Origin of the sequence: Leptolyngbya sp. AN02str, assembly GCF_050565595.1 — a bacterium.
GTDB lineage: Bacteria > Cyanobacteriota > Cyanobacteriia > Elainellales > Elainellaceae > Kaiparowitsia.
Genome location: NZ_JBNXVR010000024.1, coordinates 80,636 through 96,952 on the forward strand (window position 1 = coordinate 80,636; position 16,317 = coordinate 96,952).

General features: G+C 51.3%; 9 protein-coding genes and 1 pseudogene. 7 read left to right on the top strand and 3 right to left on the bottom strand.

Features of this window, described 5'->3' with window-relative positions; all coding sequences use genetic code 11:
• Positions 1 to 143 precede the first annotated feature (143 nt).
• Entirely contained in the window at positions 144 to 2,705 is a 2,562-nt protein-coding gene (locus tag ACQ4M4_RS17915; RefSeq protein WP_430685814.1) for a sigma 54-interacting transcriptional regulator, read from the bottom strand.
• 604 nt (positions 2,706 to 3,309) lie between these two features.
• Here ACQ4M4_RS17915 and ACQ4M4_RS17920 point away from each other — a divergent pair.
• Positions 3,310 to 3,666, top strand: a complete 357-nt coding sequence (locus tag ACQ4M4_RS17920) for an ArsR/SmtB family transcription factor (protein ID WP_430685815.1) — start codon at positions 3,310 to 3,312, stop codon at positions 3,664 to 3,666.
• Positions 3,667 to 4,055: 389 nt separating this feature from the next.
• Here the strand turns inward: ACQ4M4_RS17920 and ACQ4M4_RS17925 are convergent, their stop codons facing one another.
• A complete protein-coding gene (locus ACQ4M4_RS17925; protein ID WP_430685816.1) occupies positions 4,056 to 4,409 on the bottom strand; it encodes a hypothetical protein in 354 nt (117 codons plus the stop codon).
• 709 nt (positions 4,410 to 5,118) lie between these two features.
• Between ACQ4M4_RS17925 and htpG the strand changes: the two genes are divergently transcribed.
• The 6 genes from htpG (at position 5,119) to ACQ4M4_RS17955 (ending at position 15,973) form a co-directional block, all read left to right on the top strand.
• Positions 5,119 to 7,092, top strand: coding sequence for a molecular chaperone HtpG (gene htpG / locus ACQ4M4_RS17930; protein ID WP_430685817.1), 1,974 nt, complete (start codon positions 5,119 to 5,121; stop codon positions 7,090 to 7,092).
• A 194-nt stretch (positions 7,093 to 7,286) separates the two neighbouring features.
• Positions 7,287 to 7,523 (top strand): 50S ribosomal protein L28, encoded by a 237-nt coding sequence (rpmB, locus tag ACQ4M4_RS17935; protein WP_430685818.1) that lies wholly within the window; start codon positions 7,287 to 7,289, stop codon positions 7,521 to 7,523.
• A gap of 1,102 nt (positions 7,524 to 8,625) precedes the next feature.
• Entirely contained in the window at positions 8,626 to 13,551 is a 4,926-nt protein-coding gene (gene hpsA, locus ACQ4M4_RS17940) for a hormogonium polysaccharide biosynthesis protein HpsA (RefSeq protein WP_430685819.1), read from the top strand.
• Positions 13,552 to 13,564: 13 nt separating this feature from the next.
• A complete protein-coding gene (locus ACQ4M4_RS17945) occupies positions 13,565 to 14,344 on the top strand; it encodes a type II secretion system protein (RefSeq protein ID WP_430685820.1) in 780 nt (259 codons plus the stop codon).
• A 12-nt stretch (positions 14,345 to 14,356) separates the two neighbouring features.
• Positions 14,357 to 15,403 (top strand): prepilin-type N-terminal cleavage/methylation domain-containing protein, encoded by a 1,047-nt coding sequence (locus ACQ4M4_RS17950; protein ID WP_430685821.1) that lies wholly within the window; start codon positions 14,357 to 14,359, stop codon positions 15,401 to 15,403.
• A gap of 24 nt (positions 15,404 to 15,427) precedes the next feature.
• A complete protein-coding gene (locus tag ACQ4M4_RS17955) occupies positions 15,428 to 15,973 on the top strand; it encodes a GspH/FimT family pseudopilin (RefSeq protein WP_430685822.1) in 546 nt (181 codons plus the stop codon).
• 232 nt (positions 15,974 to 16,205) lie between these two features.
• On the opposite strand, the pseudogene ACQ4M4_RS17960 reads toward ACQ4M4_RS17955, so the two are convergent.
• Positions 16,206 to 16,317, bottom strand: a pseudogene (locus ACQ4M4_RS17960) (IS982 family transposase); the annotation flags it as partial.

Here is a 16,317-nt window from a genome sequence, read left to right on the forward strand (position 1 = left end):
TCAGCTTGGCTCAGACAATATCATCCAACTGCATCAGCCCTATCCGCTTGAGTATGCAGCAGTGCATTGGGGCATCTTGGTATTCCACACTGCAACTTGTCGTGGATTTTCCGAGACCGTGCAAAACCTTCGCTGGCCAAACTCTAGCTACCTACGATCACGCACCACATCATGGCCCCAATGCCAAACGCCGCCATGTGCTGCGGCAGCAAGCTCCACAGCGATTGGCGCGCGATTTTTTGCGTGAGCACCACACTCAGCCAAAAGCCCGCAATGAGCGCCGTTGCTTGCAAGAATGCAATTACCGCCGGATGCGCCACGGCCACCAGGGTTTCGCCACCGCTCATACCAAAGGTTGCTAGTGTAACTGGCACCACTCGCCCCATTTCAGTTAAGGCTAGGCGTAAATAGTGAGCGATATTGCCTGCCAGCACCAAGGGCAAATACCCATAGGCCAACTCCACAAACGATCGCGGCTTGGATGTCCCCACCAGTCCCCGCATGGCTCCATAGGCCACCAGGGCGATCGCACCAGGAATTGACAAGGCAACCACAGAAGCTGCCAAGTGAAGCCCATCATTGGTAAACGGAGTCGGAAGCTGACCATAAGCCACAGGAAACCGAGCCGCAAACCAGGCCCACGCCTCAGGCAAACGATGCAGAAACACCGCTCCAAACAGCAGGAAAAGTAGACAAACTTCGTAGGCTGTGGCTTTGTGCGTTGTCCATAGCTCAATGCCAGGAGGCCGCAGATTCAGCTCAACCGAGCGGTGCGGACAGGCTTTGAGGCAGGTCATACACAGCACACAGTCGCGATTGTCTTGCAGTTGCGCCGGATGAGAGTAGATGGGGCAACCGTTCGTTTCCTGGCCTTCGCCTTTTTGGGGGCCGCCTTTGTAGCACTGGTAGGTGGTGCAGGTTGCTGAGCAAATGCCCTGCTGAGCCCGCAGCTCAATCATTGACAGCTTGGCAAACAGGCCATTCATGCCGCCGATAGGGCATAAATACCGACACCAAAATCGTCGCTCAAACAGCACCGAAAAAATGACCGCACCTGCGGTAATCAACAGCAGCAAGCAGCCAGAAAGATAGGCCGTGTTTTCCAAATTCCACAGTTCTTCCCACAGCAAAATGAGGGTAAACAGCCCAAACAAAAACCATCCCCCCACGCGCTCTGCTTCAGGCCGCGACCACGATCGCAATTTGCGCGGAAACAGCTTCAGCGAAATGTTTTGCGCGAGTTCGCCATAAATCATAAATGGACACACGGCACACCAAATGCGTCCCAAAAATAGATAAATTCCCAACACAATGGGCCACCACCAAGCCCAAAACAGGTTGAGCGCAATGTTGCGATCGCGGCTTTGGGGGCCAAATAGCAAAACTCCCACCACCACTGCAAACGCCACCAGGGTAAAGCCATAATTGATGCGATCGGGCCACCAGGGACTCCGCAAAAACTGCCGCACCTTGGGATAGCCATTGAGCAAATTGAAGCGAAACCGCTTTGCTTTGGCACCCGTCGACCAAAACACCTCTTCAGTGAGATCGGGGGAGCCATTTGCCTGAATGATGGCACGGCCCACCAAATTTTCTAACTCAGTCAAGTTGCCAGGAAAATCGTAGCTTTGCAATCGGCGCAGAGCTTCTGGCGTCATGCGGGGCCGCTGCATCTCCTTGCCTGTGCAGTACAGGTTGATGTAGTAATTCACCTGAGTTTCAATGTCACCTTTGCGCACCCGCAGCGGCGGCACCTTAATTACGTGACCTACCAGCTCCTTTTTCTCAAACGCGGGCATCACCCGCTCCGATACAAGAATGATGCGAGCCTGGCTTTGGCGCGGGGTTGGGTCCGGTTCGCCCTCCCGCGCAACAGGGAAATACTCTCCCGTTTTTAGCAAATGCACCAGCTTTGGCTTGAGTGTTTCGGGCACATCTTGAATGTTGTTGAGTAGGAGGGTGCCTTCGCCAAGCCACTCTAGCAACCCTGGTTTGCCGCCCACTCGCCCAAACAAGTCTCCGCCATTGGGTTGCAAGATATCGCAGTTGAGCTTGATCATGGGCTGTTTGCGGCGATCGCTGCCAAAGTGAACCAGCATCGCGGCGTTGTCTTTGCCCAAGCCCGGCTCCCCAAAAATCAGCACAGGTTTGCGGTCTTGGCTGGCTTTGCGAATTTCTTGCCGAAGCCGAATGGCATAGCGACTTGAGCCCACAATCCCCCGTTTCACACGAGGCACTTGATAGGGACGCAGCGCCGTTTGCCGCTCCTGCTCAAAGGCAAGCTGAGCAGTTACCTCATTTAACTTTTCTGCCAATTGGCGCGAAAAAGCACGACCAATGTCGGGGTATTGATCTGCCAAAGCAAGGACGCGATCGCGCTCTAGCTTCCACACCTCACATTCACTCAGGGTAACCGTTGTGCGTTCTGCAGGTTGGTCTAGCAGCAGCTCCTGTACATACAGCACAGCCCCTGGCAATAGGCTCAGCACATTTGCCAGGCTATTAGGGCTGGTGCGGTAGGTCTCCATCCGCCCCGATTTCAAAATGTAGACCGCATCAGGCACCGTTTCCTCCAGCACTAGGCGACGGTTTTCTGGAACGGTCGTCTCAATCAGCTCAGTGGCGATCGCCGTTAGCGCATCATCCGATAAGCCACCCAGTTCGGTAGATTGCCGCAGCCATACTATGCGTTGTGCTACCTGCATTGTTTCCTATCCTCAGCCGTTGCCCTAAGCCTATCAGGTGTAGCAAATGACATAAAAGAAGGCCATCGATCGCGACAAACTGTGTAAACAAATATAAATCTGCTCGACAATAACTCCATCACAACCAAGGAGGTAAAACCGCCGAATAGCAAGGCATTCTTCTGGAATCATTGCCAACCGAAATGTTTCTTTACTTAAGTCATGTATCGTTGCATTGACGCACCCTTTCAAAACACGTTAGGACTAGTCTGTTTCGATGAGTGCTTGAACTACAAGTGACATAGGCGATCCCTCAGGGGTCGCTTTTTTATTGCTTAATTTCTATATCTCGATGCAGCATCAATTCGGCTGGGTGCGGTTTGTTTTTTCAACAGTATCGTGGGTCGTTGGCGATCGCACATTCACGTCAGTACGACTAAGTTCAGCCTTGCCAATCAATCATTTACGACTCCGGCCTTACAAACCGATTCGTGTAATGGGATGATAAAGTTTAAGCTGCATGTTTTGAGCATGCAGAAACAATCTATTACTTTACTGCCATGTATCAGATTACTGATACAATCTTCAGTCAATCAACACCGGGATCAACGTATCAGGATTGAATATGAACACAGCTGAGTCTGTGCCTTTAGAGGTGGTTCAACAGGTTGCCGAATATTTCAGTGTCCTCAGCGAACCCACTCGGCTCCGGATCTTGAATGTGCTACGGGGTGGAGAAAGATGCGTTCAAGAACTGGTAGAAGCAACCGAAACTAGTCAGGCAAATGTGTCCAAACACCTCAAGGTCATGCTCCAAGCTGGCATTTTGACTCGCCGCACCAAGGGGACTTCTGCGTATTACAGCGTTGAAGATGAACTCATTTTTGAACTGTGCACACTGGTGTGCGATCGCCTTGCAACCCGTATCGAACAACAAGCTCAATATTTTCGGGCATTAAGCTTGGCAAGTCGGCAACTCTAACGTTGCAATTTTGCTGTGAACTTGCAAAATAAAATTCCTGAGTTGCGACGATGCCGCAAACAACTCAGGAACCTCTCCTTCAATCACACACAAACAAGAAACCATACCCGTTCGATCGTTCGATCGTTCGATTGTTTTCAATTCGATCACTTGTAAAGACAGATGCCTAAGACTGCGATCGCCAACCTGACGATTACCAATTGCCAGAGAGCGGTTTGCCCATGCCGAGAAACTTACGCGAACTAAGTTGGTGCATAGAATGCAATCCCAAAGGTTAGGTTTCCAATCTAGTCCGCATTTCCAGTCACAGGCAGTCTATGGACAGCTTTACGGCTCTTCGAACGGATAATGTTTCACTCGTATATCACGAAGCTAAGCCATGCCCAAGATTAGTCACGCTGAAAAATGTTATCGAGAGCATCTTCAACCCGGTCTTTTACAGTCGTGGCCTGCTTAGAGTTATCGTCTCTCTGCATTTGATTCACATCTGCATCACCCTGGACTTCGTTGATGCCTTTTTGAGCTTCATTTTGCAGCTCTTTCATCGAACGGGGCTCTTTCCTCAAAGCTTCTTCCGACTTGCGATAAATGTCATTGATAGGAGCTTCTCCCTCATCCAAAGCGCTGCGATCGCTACCATAAGCCATAGCTGGAGCCATGTTGGAGAACACCATCAATGCACACAATGCGGTCAAAACTAGCACACGAACATGCTTGATGAGTGCTTTAAATCCGCGAATCATTGGTTCATCTCCTCTAACAAATTGAACGTTTACTGAACGTTGCGCTTAACCTAAGGAAATAAAATCAAAAGGAATCATAGTTCGGTGATTACGGTAGATGCGAGTCTAAATCATCACCGTTCATTCAATATAAATTCCCGAGGTTTCACGTTTTGGTGCTTTCGTTTTAGATGTCTTAAAAGTCACTCTATTTTTATACGACCTTTGCTTATTCATCTGAATCAGTCCCGAGTTGGAACTCCTTCATAAGGGGGATGTTCCCAAAGGAAGAAGAATTCTTTGGTGAAGGCATTTTGCTGGTTCGAGCCTATCTCCAACACCCTGGAATTAGGTCAAATTTAGGAAACAAATCAACGATTTGTCAGGCAATTCTAGTAACGACACCCCAAATCACGTTTCTTGCTTGCGTTCTTTGTCTAGGTTCTTTGTCTGCGTGTAAAAATCAGCTTGTAAAGGCTCGCTATTCATGGCAAACGTCTTGTTGTGCTTTTGTTCTGCCAGCCCGTTCACGACAAGGTCCAATCTGGCAGACGACGGCGGCGATCGCCTGACGGTTTGCTCTAACTCCAGGTTCTGGGTCTTGGTAGGGTTATCCGCATCTTTCAGAATGGAGTAGAAATTTATTTAATGGAAAGCGATCGCTCAAATTCTCTGAGCGAAGTCAAGTTATCCATACAACCTCACTACTGCAAGCAATCCGAGCAGCACTATGGCAACGATTCTTGAACAGGGCAATATCTCAATCCACACCGAGAATATTTTCCCCATCATTAAAAAATGGTTGTACTCCGACCATGAGATCTTTCTACGCGAGCTAATTTCCAACGCAGTTGATGCCATTCAAAAGCTGCGAATGGTGTCGTTTTCGGGCGAATTTTCTGGAGAGATTGGTGAACCGCTAATCGAAATTGCCATCGATAAAGACAACAAAACCCTCTCTGTGTCCGACAACGGCATTGGCATGACCGCAGATGAGGTGAAGAAATACATCAACCAAGTTGCCTTTTCAAGTGCCGAAGAGTTCGTTGAAAAGTACAAGAACAGCACCGATCAGCAAATTATTGGTCACTTTGGTCTCGGCTTTTATTCCTCATTTATGGTGTCATCTCGGGTGGAGATCGATACCCTGTCTTACCGCGATGGCGCGCAGCCAGTTCACTGGTCGTGTGACGGCTCTACCCAATTTGAGCTGAGCGACTCGGAGCGTACCACTCGCGGCACCACTATCACCCTCCACCTGATGGAGGAAGAGCTGGAATATTTGGAGGCTTATCGCATCAAGTCGCTGATCACAAAATATTGCGACTTCATGCCAGTGCCCATCCATTTAGATGGAGAACAGGTCAATCGGCAAAAGGCTCCCTGGAAAGAAACACCCAGTAGTCTCAGCAAAGAGGACTACTTGGAGTTTTACCGCTACCTGTATCCGTTTCAGGATGAACCATTGCTGTGGGTGCATCTCAATACCGATTATCCTTTTGTGGTCAACGGTATCCTCTATTTCCCCAAGCTCAAGCCCGATGTGGATGTGACCAAGGGGCAAATCAAGCTGTTCTGCAATCAGGTCTTTGTGAGCGATAACTGCGAAGAAGTAATCCCTCGCTTTTTGATGCCGCTACGAGGCGTGATCGACAGTACCGATATTCCGCTGAATGTATCGCGCAGCTTTTTGCAGAACGATCGCACGGTTCGCAAAATTGCAGACTACATTGCCAAAAAAGTGGGCGATCGCCTGAAAGAGCTATACCGCGACGATCGCGCTGCCTACATTTCCAGCTGGCAAGACCTGGGAACCTTCGTCAAGTTTGGTTCCATGAACGATGACAAGTTCAAAAAGCAGGTGGAAGACATTCTTATCTTCCGCACCAGCGCCAAGCTGCAAGCCGATCAGCCCAAGGTAGAAGTGCAAACGGCAGAAGGCGACGTGTGGCAAGATACCAGCACCGCCCAAACCAATGAGCTAGACGGCCAGGGCTACACCACACTCAAGGAGTACCTGGAGCGCAACAAAGAGCGCCACGAAAACCGGGTGTTCTACGCCACCGATGAAGCAAGCCAAGCAACCTATATTGAGCTGCACAAGAGCCAAGGCATTGAAGTGCTGTTTATGGATTCCTTTATCGACAGCCACTTCATTAGCTTTTTAGAGCGTGAGTATTCCGATGTGAAGTTTTCGCGCGTGGATGCGGAACTCGACGATACCCTACTCGACAAGAGCAGTTCCGACGAGATTGTTGATCCCACAACGAACAAAACTCGTAGCGAACAAATTAAAGAACTGTTTGAGGGCGCGTTGAATAAGCCCAAGGTCACGATTCGTACCGAAGCCCTGAAAGCCGAACATGCGGAGTCTGCGCCCCCGGCGATGGTGCTATTGCCCGAAAATTTGCGTCGTCTCAGCGAAATGACAGCGCTGTTACAGCAGCAGGCGGCAACCTTCCCTGAGGAGCACATCTTAGTGGTCAACACGGCCCATCCCCTGGTGCAAAACTTGGTCAGTCTGAACCAAGGCAGCGTGGTGACCGAGGCTGGACAATCGCCATCAGGTGAGCTATCAACCCTGCTGTGCCAGCACATTTACGATTTGGCCCTAATGGCTCAAAAAGGCTTTGATGCAGATGGCATGAAGTCATTTGTAGAGCGGTCGAATCAGGTACTCACGCGCCTTACGCGGCACGGCTAAGCTGCAAATTTCCCCAATGCGATCGCCCTCGCTGAACCACCCAACAGTGGGTTTAGTGGGGGCGATCGCTTCCGTTTTTCGATGCATTTTAGTGAGTTGAGTGATCTTTCACCCATTTTTGAGTGATTTAATACTCACTTTGGCCAAAAGTTGGCTATGATGATAGTTCGTGTCCATCCATTGAAAGAGCTGTTATGTCCCGCGTTTGTGACCTGACTGGTAAGAAAGCAAACAACGCTTTTGCGATTTCTCACTCGCATCGCCGCACAAAGAAGTTGCAGCAGGCAAATCTTCAGGATAAGCGGGTTTGGTGGCCCGAAGGCAAGCGTTGGGTTACGTTGAAGCTGTCGGCTAAAGCAATCAAAACCCTTCAAAAGCGTGGCCTGTCGGCTATGGCAAAAGAAGCTGGAATCAATCTGAACAAGTACTAAACCGCTGCATGGTTGTTACTAGCTAGGTCTCGAACCTGTAAGAGTTCGAGACCTATATTTGGTAATACTGTCCGGTAATACCTGCAATTTATTTTGGTTTGCGTGTTGTGGGCGATCGCCATAATGTTTCTCCTTGAAGCATTGCTGACATCATCCCCATCGTGCTTTAACTCTAAATATTTCAAGAGAGGGTCAATGTGTGCTTACACGTTGGCTCTTTGTTGTATCTAGGTTATATCTAGGGGGCGATCGCCCAAAGGTTTAAATGAGGGTGATCCCCGATTGATTTAGGAGAATTTAGTTGAGTTAGGGGGATCTAGAGCCGCTTGTCAACAGAGATCGGGTTGCGGCAGGGGGCGATCGCTACATTTCTATATATAGACGCTCCCCTATATAGCTAAAGACGACACACTGGCCCTATGGTATGCACTCTATAGCTGAGGCAGATCGCCTTGCCAGCCAGAGTGTTCTTTTCACCCCTATCCTACTGTTCACGGTTCAGCATTATAGAGGTTTGATGAAGCCAGCCCGGGCTAAGCCTAGAAATTGTAAAAAAATGATTAGGTAGACGTGATCGATTCTAAAAAGAACTTGGGTAAGATATCTATGCGAAAGTGTCGCTAGGTGAGAGCTACGGTAAATAGTGGCCACAATCATACGGAGATATCTCGTCAAATGAATGTGCCAATTTACACGATTAGTTCTAAAACCTTTTCCGGCTCTTTTGTTTTTTGTTTGCCATAATCTCATTAGCTGATATCTTTCGTACGACGAAAGCTCAAGCTATGGAGCCTTGCTGAATATGAGATGCGATGTCACGTTTGTGCCGTCAGTCGGCAGCGTGGATGCATCATACGTTTTCTCGAACGCTATTAGATTTGGTGTTTCCATAAAATCCCTGTTGTTGACTAGTGCTGGACTTGTTAAGACAGAAGGCAGCTTCGTCTTTTGTTTACACAACCAGCTAACCCTGGTAAAAACCGCAACATTCTGAGTTAGACTGACCTGCATTCCTGGCGCATTTCCAGTAATGCGTTTGGTTGCTAATTCAATTTTTTGGTTTTCGTCTCCCAGGACTCAAATCCCAATCAGGAAGGCAGCTATGTCAACCCGAAAATCAAGCAGAGCCACACTTCGTTCTTTAAATCGTTTACCTGCAAAAGCCCAGCGCGCAACAAAGCGTTTCGTGTCTGGGTTGCTTCGTGCTTTGTTGGCTCTTGGTCGGCAGCGATCGCTCTCAAGGGCAGGCTTTGTCTTGCCCACAACAGTGCTGCTGGTGTTGGTGGTACTTCTCACGGTGGGCTCCATCGCGTACCGCACCTACACCCGCACCACTCAGGCCATTAGCGAGCGCCAGCAGCGGGTTGTCTACAACGCAGCAACTCCAGCCATTGACCGGGCCAAGGCCAAGCTTGAGTTTCTGTTTGACGAAACCAAAGATCCTCGACTGCCAGGGGGTGTCCCAGGCGAAAACTACCTGATGGGTATGTTGCTCAACCGCACCGCAACAGGCACACCCGTTGGGCTAGATGGCGGTGGCATTCTTCAGGTGCCTCCTCATCCTTTAGGCAACGTTGCCACCAACACCGACCCCTACACCTTTTCGGGCGAGACCCGGGTGAATGTTGGCCCATCCTTCCCAGGTGACACCGGCTTGGACAACGCTTGGCGCTATGAAGCGGATACTGATGGGGATGGCACCAACGATGCAACAGTCGTCTATTCCCTAGCAATACGAACCGACACGGCCAATCTGTCTGACACATCCAACGCACGAACAGCTGCCCGTGCTGGAGAACTCAAAGTCCGGAATGGCCCGCTTAGCAATGCCAACCAAACAGACCCCGCCTGTACCGTATCAGGCGGTGGTGCTGCATCTCCTCAAGAGGGATGGATTCCCGACGGTGCAAACACCGCCATTTTGCGAAAGAACTTTCAGGTCGATGTATATGTAATGCCATATACAGCAAACCGCCCGATTACCACAATTGAGTTTCAGCAAGACCGCCGAGTTGACCGAGGCAACAAGTGGGGAGCCTGGTTCCGCTACGACCTAGAAATCTTCCCTGGTCCTCTGTTCAACTGGAACGGGGCCATGCATACCGAAGGAAACCTCATCAGTGGTGGTGGCAACGGTAGCTTCGTTAGCTATCTCATCAGCTCTCCCGGTTCCTGCCTTTATACCGATGAGGGCACCGAATCAGAAATTAGTGTCACGTCGATTCCCAACCCTCCTTTTATCGGTCAGTTCATTGGCGGTGCCATGAATACCGATACCTTTAGAAATGAGCAGTCGGTGTTCCATGTTCCGGGTGCCAACCCGATCACGGGAGCCAACGGCGATACTCAGTTCAACCAAACCAATGACTCGATCGCTCCTGCCGGTGGAAACACTCCCACCACCTATGCCCTCGATCCGGTCGCTCTACAAACTCAAGGAATTTCGATTTCTCGCGGGTTTAATCCAGCAACTGACGCAGCTGCTCAGGCTGCTCGCGATCCTAACTGGGAGGCTCGTGTCTTAGTTACCCAAGGTCGTCTGCGAACTCAGCAGGAAGATATTCCATACGTGGATGACTCGTATCGAGCAGACAACCGTTGGGGGCCAAAGCCTCAATACAATGCCGATAACGTGGTGCCTGCTGCGGGTATTGGTACGCCTATTCCAGCCGCCAACGCTCAACTGGTGGACTTGGCGCCCCCAACGGGTGGAGACACCAGCAGTGTTGGTTTGGATGGGTACTGGGAACGCCGCGCTCGCATTGAAGGTTTGAGACTGATTGTGGGTCAGCGGCTGGAAATGGGAGACCCGGCTGGTTGGGGTGGCCCCATTGCCGCAACCGATGATGACGGATTGCTGCGAGAGCCACTGCGTCCTTGGAACTCCTGCACAGAAACCTATGGGGCAGTGACGCTCAACACAAATAACAACACACGATGCAACCAAATGCGGCAGCGGCGAACCCTGCTGGATAATTTGGCGGCAGTGCAAGCAACAGCAGTCTATCACTCGGCTACTGGAATCGATTTGCCAACGGCTTGCTTAGCAACGACCGTGCACCCCGGTACCCCAGGCACTCTGGAGCGTAGTGCTACGTTCCAAAACTTAGCCTATGGCTTTGGCCCTACTGCGTTTACTGCTGGGTCTAACTTTGGCACAGCGACCCGACCTGTACTTTTCGACTTCTTTAGAGGTCGGGGAACCAATGGGTGGGAGTTTGCTTTTGGGCCTTGGGCCACCAATGGGGATTACAACAGCTCTACATCGAACATTCGGAGAGCGTTGGCAAACCTCGCTAATTTAGCAGGTGATCCTCAAGGTGGAGCACCGTCTTTCCCTCCTGTACAGGCAGCAAATAGCCAAGTGCATCCCTATCCCAGCATGGCGATGTATGGCGACTTTTCCATGCTGCGTCGGGTGTTACAGCTTTTGGGCAGCGGTACCACCTATGCCCAGCTGAGCCCTGCCGATCGCACAACCCTTCATACTTCGTCGTGTATGTTGGGCATGCTGGCCTACAACCTCACCTACCTGAACAACTTCTCGATTCCTGGGGTTGATGCAACTCTGCGGACTAACCTGCAGACAGCCATTCGGGCATTGCGCAGCGACAATACTTCGCTAGGCGCGATCTTTTTCCCAGATATCGAAAATGAATTAGGGCAGCAACCTCAAAACCGTCGCCGTCGGGCATTTCCCAACGGAGCGAACACGACCTCTGCCACCATTGACACGGACTACTTCTCAAGCCCAATTGGTGCCTACGATTCAGGAACGTTTAGTCCTAGCCAGCCAGAGATTTATGTACGGCTGTTGCAGCGCCTACGCGACCAGCCAAACCCCCAAATCAACGGGGCAAACGTTTCGGTGGATGATTTGAACAAGCTGATTGTGCTGGCTCAAATGATCATCACCAAGCAGCAAGTGGCACGCGATCGCCTGTATGGTTTCCGGGGTGCTGGAGAAACAGCCAGCGATGCAGTAGCCATCATGTCGAACAACGTGAGTACAGCTTTTGACTGTCCTCGTTGGCGGGCTGCAAACAATCCGCTGTATGCTCTGTGTTCGGCACGGCCTCGCTATCCGGTGTTGTATAATCTCTTCCCCTATGCAAACCATGGGGAAACCTTCTACTCTGCAGCCCCACCGGCGATCAGTACTGCGACTCCGCTTGCCAATGGCCTATCGCGAGATGATATTGACGCGGCAGATGTCTATCTTTCGGCAAGCAATGCAGGAATCACCTATCAAACCGTACCTCCAGGAACCATTTTGCTGACTCCTCGGCAAAATTTAGCCAGCTTCGTGACTCCCAGAGCTTCGGTGAACGCAGCGGCACCAATTACTGCCTTGCCAATTAGCAATCAGGAGAACTTAATCAAGATCTGCTTGCAGACGCTGTGTTCTCGTGATAGCAACGGCACGGCATCAGGAGGGACGGGGCAAATGGCTCGGCTCGCCTTCAAGGATGCTGCCTTCTACAACGGGCGCGAAGCCATGAGTGTGCGATCGCTCGATATTGACCTCCGCATGCTGCGAAACAATTTGGTTGCAGGTGGCGGCGGAGATTATTGGCTACCCCGGAGTGGCATTATCTACGCCTTCCGAGAAGACGCCCTGTCGGAACTGAGCATTGTGCGGCCTAGCGGCGATACGTGGGCAAACTGTGGCAACGAAGAGGATTTGCGAACAAACGCAGCCTGTTCGATGCAAACGGGAGCGGTATCTGCCTTTGCCTCCGTTGACCCACCACTCAACTCAGCGAACAGGATTTCGCCCAAGCCCGTTGACTACTATGCCGACCCCGACCGTCGTCCCAACGGCTTCCGGCTACGGCAAGGCCGATTCCTCGGTCGCAACGGAGACAATGGCCGTGGTCTATCGTTCATTACCGACAACCCAGCCTATATTCAGGGCGACTTCAACATCCACGAGAATGCAGGTGGCAACTTATTAGAGGAGTTCACCACAGCACTACAGGATGACTGGGGCAACTTCTATACGCGGGCGCGGGCGAATTTGAATACCAACTTTGCCCGTCCTACAACGGATAGATGGCGGCCTTCGGAGGTGTTGGCAGATGGTGTCCACATCATCTCGGCAAACTTCTGCGATGGCAGCATTGAAGATGGTCTCACCGTGTATAACACCAACTTGCGGAGCAATCTTGTTCCTCAACCCACCTGGAACCTATACGGTTGCAACACAACGGCCTCTGGAAACGATGCCCTGGTAACGTCTTATTTGGCGATGAATACGGAAACTTCCACAGTTGCTCCGGCCTCGATAGCCGGTACCGCTGTGGATCGATGGGCACGGGCCAATCTTGCTGATAGTGTGCTCTATGCCGAAGGCAGCGCCCAACCCTTCGACCTAGGCGACTCGCCCATTTTGATCTCACCCAATGGCAACCCCATTCGGGCTCGGATCTTTACTCCACGGCAGTTCACTACGCCTAGACCTCTAGTCGCCAGCCCGTCGTCACTGTATCTCTACAACCAGGGATACGCGACGTTGACAACGGCTCGAAACCTCAACCTGGGACGAGCCAATACGCGGGTTAACTCCATCATCATTAGTGGGATTGTGCCATCGCGCGCCAACCAAACCTATGGTGGATTGCACAACTTCCCTCGATTTTTGGAACGGTGGAAGGCGGGACAGCCTGATGCTGCTGCCAACGTGCCGTTGTATATTTCTGGCTCGTTGCTGCAACTCAGCTTTAGCCAACAGGCAACCGGCCCATTTGAACATGATGCGTGGGAAGCGGGTGCCAACCCTCAAAGCGGTGAGCAGCAAGCCTACTACACACCACCGCTACGGCGTTGGGGTTACGATGTGGGCCTACAGTATGCTCCGGCTGGTCCGATCGCCCAGCGATTTGTTACTCGTCGTCGGATCCGCAGTGAGTTCTACAATGAGCCTCCTGCAAACGATCCTTATATTGTGAATTTGTGTGAGGCGATCATTAATGACCCGCCTGCCCAAGGCTACGGTGGTCGTACTTGCCCCACTCCCAATACTTGAGGACTTGCCGACTATGACTTTCTTCTGTTCTTCTCGACGGCTCTTTCCTCTGTTGCAGGCATGGCTTAAGGCAGGCCGTGCCTCGACAACCTCACCAACTCATTCGGAGGCTGGGGTAAGTTTGTTGGAATCGCTGGTGGCGATCGCCGTCATCGGTATTGTGGCTACGTTGATTCTGCCGCCTCTGTTTGTCTCAACGGGGACTCGTTCCCAAAATCGCCGCGCTGAGCAGGCCTTACAAATTGCCCAAGGCGAAATCGATCGCATTCGAGTTCAGGTTGCGAACGGGTTACACGAGCAGCGGTATCTGCCTGCAACCGTTGCAGCTGCAAATTTTTCTCGCAATGTGATTCCGCCCACTGGCCCTTTAGCCAACGTGCTGAAATCGGTAACGCCATCCTGTAATACCTACAATCCCAATACGCATACACCTAGTTTGAGGAATAATGCGTTGGCGATTGATATTGACGGAGATTGCCAAGCCGACTTTTACATGCAGGTGTTTCGGGATGCGGGGGTGATTCCTGCTCAGGAAATCAATACGGTCACGGACCCAACTCGGCGGCGGCCTTCCACGTTTCGGTTGGGAGTCCGCGTTTGGACACGCTTAGTCAACGGGAACTGGGCAGCGATCCCAAGACCCGTTGATCCAGCGTCGATTCAGTTAACTGGGGGCGCAGGGCAACAGTTCACTCGTCCCCTAGCTGTGATCAATTCACGGATATCTTGGAGCGATCGCGACTTTAGTGCAGAAGACTTAAACAACCAAATTGGCGCTTCGAGCGGGAACTAATCTAGGGGAGCTATGAACCAATCACTGCGGAAAAGGGTACTGAAACGATTTCTGCGCGATCGCAAAAGCAGCCAAGCTGGTTTCACGCTAACCGAGATTTTGATTGCGGCGATCGTAGCGGGTCTGGTGATTTCGGGGTTGTTGTATTTGGTTGTTGAGTTGCTGCAAGTCGATTTGCGAGAATCGGCCCGCAACGAAACTCAGCGCGAAATGCAAAACGCCATGGATTACATGGCAACCGAGCTACGGGAAGCTGTATATGTCTATACGGGAGATTGCCTCAACGGTGGGGCAGGGTGCCCTGGTATAGCAGCGCGCTTGCCAGCAGAGGTTTCTGGCCCAACAGCCGTTCCGGTGCTGGCATTTTGGAAGCATCAACGTTATCCCGCTGGCTTGAGAGCTGCGTGCGGCACGACTCCTGGATTAACCATTGGAGGACGGGCGGTGGGCTGCATTACGGGCAGCTCCTATGCTTTAGTCGTTTACTCCGTAACTACAGACAACCCTACGGACATTTGGCAAGGGCGATCGCGCATTGTGCGCTATGCGTTGCCAGAGTTTACTGAAAATGGCGCAACCTGGGTAAGAACCCCTGGCTACCGGAACCCAGCCGATGCAACGGTTGCGGCTCCAGGTGGTGGAGCGGGTCTCGCCGATCCCTTTAGTGTGTGGCAACCTGCCGATCCGGGCCGTCTCCAAGGTGGAACGACTGCTGTGTTGGTCGATTTTGTAGACTCCGGTGAAGGGGCTCAAGCTGCCGGAATCAATTTCCCAGCCAACCGAAATGCTCTATGTCCACCTGACTCGGCAACCACACCGCCGACCCAGTACAGTGTTTCTCCACCCGCGACCGGAACCCTACCAAACGAGATGGGCTTTTATGCCTGTGTACGCCCTTATCGGGCTGGTTTTTATCAAGATGTAACGCTATTTTTGCGAGGAGATGCGTTCGGTCGGCCATCTATATTTGAAGGCGCAGGCTTCGACTCTAGCTTTTTGACAACCTTGGAGACCCGTGTCTTAACCCGTGGAGTACTAGACCGCATTGATCGCAATTAATTGTGCTTTACTTAGGTGATTTGTATGAAGCCCTTGTTTACCAACTATTTCCTCTATCAATACTCCCAAGGAAGAAGACGCTCTTCAAGTACCGATGGCTTTTCGTTGACAGAGGTAATTGCGGTCATCATGCTGTTGGTGGTGCTGTTTGCCATCATCGGACCTGGTTTTGTCACATTCATCAACTCTCGCCGAGCCAATGCCGTACGAGATGAAGTGTTGCAAGGGTTGCGATCGGCTCAAGAAAAAGCAATCCGCGATCGCACACCCTCTACGATGCAAATTGTGATTAGCCCCAATGGAATTCCAACGGTACAGGTAGACCAAGGTGATCTCGGTAATTCAGGTAGTAATGGATTGCAACCAGGTATGGTTGGTATCACTTCAAACCCACCGGGAGTCAACCAAGTACAGTTCATGCCCGATGGTACGGTTAATCCCAATATCAACCTCCCGCTGACCTTCATTGTTTCCTCTCCTGCTGATGGAGAAGCGAAGCGATGTGTTGCAATTGACAGTATCCTGGGTGCCATCAATACCTACGGGACCGGCGAACGGGATTGTATCTAATCCAAGGCCGCCTCACGCTGTTGAGAGGAAACAGGTTGAACTAAGGCGAAGAGTGCCAATTAGATTGATGGCACCCTTCGCCTTAATTTAACCTGAGTTTTGGATAAGCTGAAGTGCCCATTTTTGCGTGCGCGTTGCGCACGCAAAAATGGGTTTTTCTGAAGTTTGCGCGGCGCGCAAACTTCAGAAAAACCCTTAACCGAAACTGACGTTAATTTAACCTCAGTTATGGTTAAGCCGCAGGAGACAAAGCCCAATCTAATCTCAGAGCAGGCTTCTTCGGCTGGTGGCAATAGGCAATCAGCCCACACAGGATGTTGGCGAAGCAATTGACCGGACTGCGG

Coding starts and splice junctions, on each gene's coding strand:
- ACQ4M4_RS17925 (WP_430685816.1), bottom strand. CDS start 4,409: ATGATTCGCGGATTTAAAGCACTCATCAAGCATGTTCGTGTGCTAGTT.
- ACQ4M4_RS17915 (WP_430685814.1), bottom strand. CDS start 2,705: ATGCAGGTAGCACAACGCATAGTATGGCTGCGGCAATCTACCGAACTG.
- ACQ4M4_RS17920 (WP_430685815.1), top strand. CDS start 3,310: ATGAACACAGCTGAGTCTGTGCCTTTAGAGGTGGTTCAACAGGTTGCC.
- ACQ4M4_RS17945 (WP_430685820.1), top strand. CDS start 13,565: ATGACTTTCTTCTGTTCTTCTCGACGGCTCTTTCCTCTGTTGCAGGCA.
- hpsA (WP_430685819.1), top strand. CDS start 8,626: ATGTCAACCCGAAAATCAAGCAGAGCCACACTTCGTTCTTTAAATCGT.
- ACQ4M4_RS17950 (WP_430685821.1), top strand. CDS start 14,357: ATGAACCAATCACTGCGGAAAAGGGTACTGAAACGATTTCTGCGCGAT.
- htpG (WP_430685817.1), top strand. CDS start 5,119: ATGGCAACGATTCTTGAACAGGGCAATATCTCAATCCACACCGAGAAT.
- ACQ4M4_RS17955 (WP_430685822.1), top strand. CDS start 15,428: ATGAAGCCCTTGTTTACCAACTATTTCCTCTATCAATACTCCCAAGGA.
- rpmB (WP_430685818.1), top strand. CDS start 7,287: ATGTCCCGCGTTTGTGACCTGACTGGTAAGAAAGCAAACAACGCTTTT.